The sequence below is a fragment of the Haloparvum sedimenti genome, from assembly GCF_001462205.1.
Lineage (GTDB): Archaea > Halobacteriota > Halobacteria > Halobacteriales > Haloferacaceae > Haloparvum > Haloparvum sedimenti.
Map to the genome: position 1 here is coordinate 47,376 of NZ_LKIR01000042.1, position 2,900 is coordinate 50,275.

3 protein-coding genes and 1 pseudogene are annotated in these 2,900 nt (G+C 72.0%); 2 read left to right on the plus strand and 2 right to left on the minus strand.

The annotated features are described in order from the left end of the window. Positions 1–168: pseudogene (locus AN233_RS18355) on the plus strand (alpha-ketoacid dehydrogenase subunit beta); the annotation flags it as partial. After that, positions 165–479: a lipoyl domain-containing protein gene (locus tag AN233_RS02460; RefSeq protein WP_080508306.1), complete on the plus strand. Its 315-nt coding sequence runs from the start codon at positions 165–167 to the stop codon at positions 477–479. The pseudogene AN233_RS18355 and the gene AN233_RS02460, both read left to right, overlap by 4 nt. A gap of 292 nt (positions 480–771) precedes the next feature. Here the strand turns inward: AN233_RS02460 and AN233_RS02465 are convergent, their stop codons facing one another. Beyond that, positions 772–1,413 (minus strand): class II aldolase/adducin family protein, encoded by a 642-nt coding sequence (locus AN233_RS02465; RefSeq protein ID WP_058365274.1) that lies wholly within the window; start codon positions 1,411–1,413, stop codon positions 772–774. Positions 1,414–1,491: 78 nt separating this feature from the next. Next, entirely contained in the window at positions 1,492–2,667 is a 1,176-nt protein-coding gene (locus AN233_RS02470) for an NAD(P)/FAD-dependent oxidoreductase (protein ID WP_058365275.1), read from the minus strand. Between the last annotated feature and the right edge of the window lie 233 nt (positions 2,668–2,900).

Here is a 2,900-nt window from a genome sequence, read left to right on the forward strand (position 1 = left end):
CTGACCGGCGAGATCGTCGCGAGCGTCGCCGACGCGGACCTCGACGCCCTCGACGCGGTCGAACGCGTCGCGGTCCCTGACGTGCCGATACCGTACGCGCGACCGCTGGAGGACGAGGTGATCCCCGGCGTCGAGGACATCGAACGGGCCGTCCGCGAGGTGCGATGAGCGGTCGCCGCGAACCGGGCGCGGCGGCCGCCCCGGTGCTCACCGACGGCGGGTCCGGCGGCGTCCGCGTCGCGGTCCGCGCGAGCGGCGACTGGGAGGCCGACGTGGACGAGACGGAGGGGATCGTCGTCAACTGGTTCGCTCGCGAGGGCCGCCCGGTCGAGGCGGGCGAGGCCGTCTGCGAGATACAGGTCGAGAAGGTGAGCATCGACCTCCACGCGCCCGTCGACGGCACGCTCGACGAGATCGTGGTCCCGGAGGACGGAGAGTTCGAGATCGGCGACGCGGTCGGGTGGATCGCACCGGCCTGACGCTGGAGCGTCGGGCTGGCCGCGCAGCCGGCGAAGAACACTTGCAGCCCGGTGTCCGAATCGACGGATTGCGCGGCCGAGAACACTTGCAGGATGGTGTGGCGTCGGCGTGCACAGCGATTCATAAATGCGGGCGGCCGCGGCCATTTATGAATGCGGGCGGCCGCAGCGATTTATAAAACCGGCCGTTCGCGGCCATCATAAATACGGGTGGCCACGTCGATTCATAAGTTCGGTCGGCCGTGGGACTCGTCGCCGCGGCCGTTCCTCCGCGGCCGCTCCTCCGCGTCCGTTACTCCGGGTCGGGCTGACCGTAGGAGGCGAACTTCTCCTCGACGGTCGCGAGCTGCTCGTCGGTGAGCGTCGTCGGCTCGCCGACCGCGGAGGCGCGCAGGTAGAGCCGGCAAAGCTCTTCGACGTGGCGGGTGTTCTCGAGTGCGGTCTCCAGGTCCGGCCCGGTGACGACGAGCCCGTGATTCTCGATGATCGCGGCCGAGGAGCCGGCCTCGGCCATCGCGGCGACGACGTTGGCGGCGAGTTCCTCGGTGCCGTAGGGCGCGTAGTCCGCGAGCGGGACGCGGCGCCCGACCGCGACGATCATGTAGTGGACCGGCGGGAGCGACTCGTGGAGCGTCGCCATCGTCGTCGCCCACGTCGAGTGGGTGTGGACGATGGCGCCCGGCTCGTCGTGCCTGTAGATGCCCGTGTGCATCGGCACCTCGCTGGAGGGAGTCATGTTCCCGTCCTTCTGCTCGCCGTCGAAGCCGACGACCGGCACGTCGGTCGCGTCGAAGGAGTCGTACGGGACGCCGGTCGGCGTGATGGCGAAGGCGTCGCCGCGGCGGACGCTGAGGTTGCCGGTTCGCGCGGGCGTGAGGTCGGCGAGGGCCGGCGCGTGACGCACCACGGCCTCGCGTTCGCGTTCGAGAGTCACAGTGGCTCCCGGGTTCGCCTCGCGAGACCCTCAATCCTGTGGTTCGGGGGCAGCGACCCGACGGACTCGTCCCCGCCGTCAGGCCACGCTCCGCTCCGTGAGCGCCTCCCCGCGCTCGAACCGGTCCCGCGCGAGCCCCGACACGTCGACGAGGTCGGTCCCGCCGTCGAGGACGAGATCGGCGACGATCCGCCCGGTCGCGGGCGCGTGCTGGAACCCGTGCCCCGAGAACCCCGCGGCGGTCACGAACCCGGGGGCCGACTCCTCCACGACCGGGTGGTGGTCCGGCGTGACGGCGTACAGTCCGGCCCAGCCGCGCCTGATGCGCGTCTCCGGGCCGAAGTAGTCGGCGTACGCGCCGGCGCGCTCGACCGCCCCCGCGGCCCAGTCGATCTCCATCCCCTCGTCGTAGCCGTCCGGGTCGGCGTCGGGGTCCGACTCGGCGAAGTGGCCGCCGACGAGCGCGACCCCGTCCCGCTCCGGCCGGAAGTACGACCCCGTTTCGAGGTCGATGGTGAGGGGAGCGGACTCGGGGACGGGCGTCGACGGCTCCACGACCGCGACCTGCCGTCGACGGGGAGCGATCGGCAGGTCGACGTTCGCCAGTTCCCCTACCCTGCCGGCCCACGCGCCGGCCGCGTTGACCACGTAGTCGGCCGCCAGCCGCTCGGACGCCGTCCCCCCCGCCTCCCCCGCCTCGCGGACCTCGGCGCCGACCACGCGGTCGTCCTCGCGATACACGTCCGTGACGGCGGTCTTCGTCCTGATCTCGGCGCCCGCTTCCCGGGCGGCGCCGGCGTACCCCTGCACGGCGAGGTTCGGGTCCGCGACCCCGTCCTCGGGGTTGAACGTCGCCGCGACGAACGGCTCGGGATCGAGTCCGGGACAGCGCTCGGCCGCCTCGGCGGGCGTCAGAAGCTCCGACGCGGCGCCCAGCTCCCGCTGCATGCGGACGTTCTCCCGGAACCGCTCCGCGGTCGCCTCGCTCCGCGCGAGGAACAGGTAGCCGTTCTTCCGAAACCCGATGTCGACGCCGAACCGCTCCTCGAAGGCGTCCCAGACCGGCTTGCTGGCGAGCGAGAGCGCGACGTTGACCCGGGTCGAGAACTGCGACCGGATGCCGCCGGCCGCGCGGGCGGTGCTCCCGTTCCCGAGCGACCCCTTCTCACACAGCGTCACGTCCGCGCCGCGCTCGGCGAGTTCGTACGCGGCCGCGAGCCCGACGATCCCGCCACCGCAGACCAGTACGTCCATGGCCCTCCGTCGGACCCTCCCGACATAAGCGTCCGCACCGGGCCCGTCGGGCCTCGACGGGCGGTCACCATAGCGACCGGATGCGTCCCTCGATCGCCTCGAACGCCGTCGCGTAGACGTCGAGAGGGTGCAGTGACGACAGATCGAGGTCCGTGACCGTCGCACAGGCCGACGGTTCGTGGAAGTGTACAGGCGGTACAAGGCGACTGCCCCGGGGCTTGACCTCGGGGTTG